This window comes from uncultured Clostridium sp., from assembly GCF_937920395.1.
In the GTDB taxonomy this organism is placed as follows: Bacteria; Bacillota; Clostridia; order Clostridiales; family Clostridiaceae; genus Clostridium_AD.
The window spans coordinates 1-3,898 of sequence record NZ_CALEVF010000294.1 but is presented as its reverse complement, the minus strand read 5'-3'; the positions used below and the strand labels follow the sequence as shown (position 1 = coordinate 3,898).

The following is a 3,898-nucleotide window of genomic DNA, read 5'->3' as shown; positions in this document are numbered from 1 at the left end:
TGCCACATACAATAAGCTTAAGATCCAACGATTCATGTTTTTCAATTTCCTTAAGTATATGATAAAATATTCCATAATCGGCTCTTGTTCCTGTTATAACTGCTATTTTTCTTTTCATACTTACCCTCCTTGCAGTGCTCTTTGGTAATAACAATTATTATTGTTTTAATCTATAAAATAAAGAAACTAATTAGTCAATGTCATTCTATAATATTCAAATTTATTTGTTCATCAATTTTTATATCACTATTAGCTTTTTTCCCAATAATATCTACATAAAATTTAGGTGAAAGTCCAGTCCCAGGTCTTTTATACTCTAAATCCATTAGGGTTATAGTCTGCCCTTTTTTAATATATCTAGCTGCAACAATACTTTTCCTTGCAGCTTTCATCGTATCTACTTCACTTAGGTTATATCTTTTAATACCATTTCCAAGTGCCATTTCCACATCCCTAATTGCTTGAACCATATCTTTTAGTTCAGTAGGATTTAATGAAGCTTTGTGGTCTGGTCCCTTCATATTTTTATCTATTGTAAAATGTTTTTCAATTATACTAGCTCCCATTGCTACTGCAGCTATTGACACAGTTATACCCTTCGTATGATCAGAATATCCGCTTACAACTTTAAAAGCATTTTTTATAGTATTCATAGCATTCAAATTAACACTTTGTAATTCAGCTGGATAATTTGAAGTACAATGAAGCACAGCGACATCTCTATTTTCAAAACAATAAATAGCGTTTAATGCATCTTCTATTTCCGAAAGAATCGCCATTCCAGAGGATAATATTATAGGTTTATTAAATTTTGCAATATGTTGTAAAAGAGGAATATTAGTTAAATCTCCTGAACCAATTTTAAAAGCTGGCACTCCTATAGATTCTAAAAAATCTGCACTTTCAAAATCAAAAGGAGTAGATAAAAACATAATTCCCTTATAATTACAATATTGTTGAATTTTTATAAAACTTTCTTGTGATAGTTCTAGTTTCTTTAACATGTTAAACTGCGAGAAAACATGGCCAATATTACTCTTTTGGTAATCAGCCATATCCGCATATCCAGTAACTATTTTCTCTGTTTTAAACGTTTGAAACTTTATTGCATCAACCCCACAGGTTACAGCTTTATCTACCAGTTGTTTTGCTATATCAATATCTCCATTATGATTAACTCCAGCCTCAGCTATAATAAAAGCCCGATTTCCATCACCTATAACTTTATTTTCTATCTTAAACATCTAAACTCTCCTTTATTATAAGTTCTACAAGTCTTGCATCGAGCATTGTATCAATATCTATAGAGCTTTCTTTATCCATTACATAAGGGATTGTATTTTCATCAATAAATTTTCTTTGATTTATTAACATATCATTTGAATTTATATACAATGCTCCATTAAATTTATAAAAAACAGGTAAATCTTGACGTCTTAGATTTGTTCCCTCAAAACTTATAATTTCTTTTAGTTTTTCATTAACTATTTTTCTCATAAGTACAGGATTTTCATCCACTTCACATACACTTACAAGTGACGTGCTATTTAACTCAATAAGTTTTTCTATAGCATTATCTAAATGTTCAAATGTTCTTAAAGGTGATGTTGGCTGTAATAATATCACATAATCAAAACTAACATTATTATTTTTATAAAAATCAATACAATGCATTACTACATCTATAGATTTTGAAGTATCATTTGATAGTTCCTCTGGTCTTAAAAACGGCACTTTAGCACCATACTGCTCTGCAATAACCTTAATTACCTCACTATCTGTTGACACTATTATTTCATCTACATATTTAGATTTCTTTCCCGCATCAATTGTGTAAGCTATAAGTGGTTTACCACATATGGACATAATATTTTTATTGGGTATACTTTTAGAACCACCTCTTGCTGGAATAATAGCGAGAAATCTTTTGTTCTTATACATAATTATCCCCTTCTAAGTATAATTTTACGCACTTACTTATAACTCCTTAAATTCATAATAATGGAATTATTTTACTTCTTTTATTGATTCTTCAGCAATTGATTCTCAGGTACATTGCGCATTACCTTAGCAGGATTACCAACTACAATAACACCTACTTGAACATCTTTTGTAACTACACTACCTGCGGCTACAAAACCATCCTCATATATTGTGATACCAGGTAGAATTACAGCTCCTGCCCCAATTCTTCCACCATTTTTAATAGTTACTCCTTTAAATTTACCGAATCTTTCTTTAGATCTTGCTGCATAATTATCATTAGATGTTGTGACGCAAGGTGCAATAAATACATGATCACCCACCTGTGAATACGCTGTTATGTATACATTAGTTTGTATTTTACAATTAGAACCTACCTTACAGAAATTTTCAATAGTAGTTCCACGACCAATAATAGTCCTTGACCCTACTATAACATTTTCTCTTATTACAGCAGTATCAGCAATTAAAACCTTATCTTCAATTTCACATCCACAATAAATAATTACACCGGCACCTATAAGGCATCCTTCACCAATTTTAGATGGCAACAATTTTTCTTCACTTTTAAATATGCTATTTACAGATTTCATAGGTTGTTTCCCAATTACTGTATTATCATCTATTCTAACATTAGGTCCTACAATAGTTCCTTCATGTATAACTACATTACTTCCTATAACACAATTATCACCTATTATTACATTGTCATCTATTACTACAAAATGTCCTATAGTTATATTTTTGCCCCAAACACATTTATCTGAAACGTACTTCATGAAAATATCTCCTTTTCATATGAAATCTTTAAAACTATTTTTTCATTTGCATTGTTGAGAAGTCCCCCATTGGAAATTTAACTGGAAGTCCCGTTAGTCTTGATTTATAAGCTGCAAGTATTATAGACATTCCTTTTTTACCTTCTACTCCATTTATGAGTGGTTGTCTATTCGTATTTATAGCATCTATCATATCTTTAAATAATGGTGTATGCCCAAACCCATATACTGAGTCTGGGTCTCCCTTCTGCTGACTTAATATTTCTTGCTCAGTATCCTTATTATCACCAAATCTCCAAGTTTCTATTGCATTAACTGCAATACCGCCAATAACTACTGTACCATTTTCACCAAATATACTTAGTGTTTCTTCTAAGTTTTTAGGATATACACAAGCAGACCCTTCAACTACTCCTATTGCTCCATTTTTAAATCTAATAATGATTGCTCCAAAATCTTCTGCTTCTATATCTCTTAAAAAGGTTCCACACTGCGCATAAACAGTATCTACATCTCCACCCATCATCCATTGTAATAAATCGATGTTATGAATACATTGATTCATTAAAGTACCACCATCTAGCTGCCAAGTACCTCTCCATGGTGCTTGGGTATAATATCCCATATTCCTATTCCAAAGGATTCTTGCTGTTCCATTAACTAATTTACCAAATCTATTTTCCTCAACTGCAGCTCTTAGCTTTTGTATTGGCTCATTAAATCTGTTTTGATGACTAACACAAAGCTTAACATTATTTTTATTTGCACATTCAATCATTCTGTCAGCATCTTGAATAGATAAAGCCATTGGTTTTTCCACAAGTACATGTTTCCCTTTGTTCATGCAATATATTGCTATTCCCGGATGATAGCCACTTTCAGTAGCTATAGACACCATATCAATATTCACTTTTTTAAGCATTTCTTTATAATCCGTGTAAACTTTAATCTCTACATCTTTACCTATTTTTTCTATGTATTCATCTTTTTTAGCAGTAGCGTTAGCTTCTATAACATCACAAACTGCTACAAGTTCAATTTCATCCTTATTTTGGATTATAGCCTCCACATGTTTATATGATATTCTTCCGCATCCTATTATTGCCATACGTATTTTTTTCATTTAAAATCCTCCT

The 3,898-nt window shown here is 31.2% G+C and carries 4 protein-coding genes; all 4 read right to left on the bottom strand.

The window, feature by feature from the left end; genetic code table 11:
* Nucleotides 1-200 precede the first annotated feature (200 nt).
* The 4 genes from neuB to Q0649_RS18410 all read right to left on the bottom strand — a co-directional run bounded on the left by neuB (nt 201) and on the right by Q0649_RS18410 (nt 3,885).
* Nucleotides 201-1,244, bottom strand: coding sequence for an N-acetylneuraminate synthase (gene neuB, locus Q0649_RS18425; RefSeq protein WP_298845452.1), 1,044 nt, complete (start codon nt 1,242-1,244; stop codon nt 201-203).
* Nucleotides 1,237-1,941, bottom strand: coding sequence for a cytidylyltransferase domain-containing protein (locus Q0649_RS18420; RefSeq protein WP_298845450.1), 705 nt, complete (start codon nt 1,939-1,941; stop codon nt 1,237-1,239). The genes neuB and Q0649_RS18420 overlap by 8 nt, the downstream gene beginning before the upstream one ends.
* An 80-nt stretch (nt 1,942-2,021) precedes the next feature.
* Entirely contained in the window at nt 2,022-2,762 is a 741-nt protein-coding gene (locus Q0649_RS18415) for an acyltransferase (protein WP_298845448.1), read from the bottom strand.
* Between the two features lie 34 nt (nt 2,763-2,796).
* Entirely contained in the window at nt 2,797-3,885 is a 1,089-nt protein-coding gene (locus Q0649_RS18410; RefSeq protein ID WP_298845447.1) for a Gfo/Idh/MocA family protein, read from the bottom strand.
* Nucleotides 3,886-3,898: the final 13 nt, after the last annotated feature.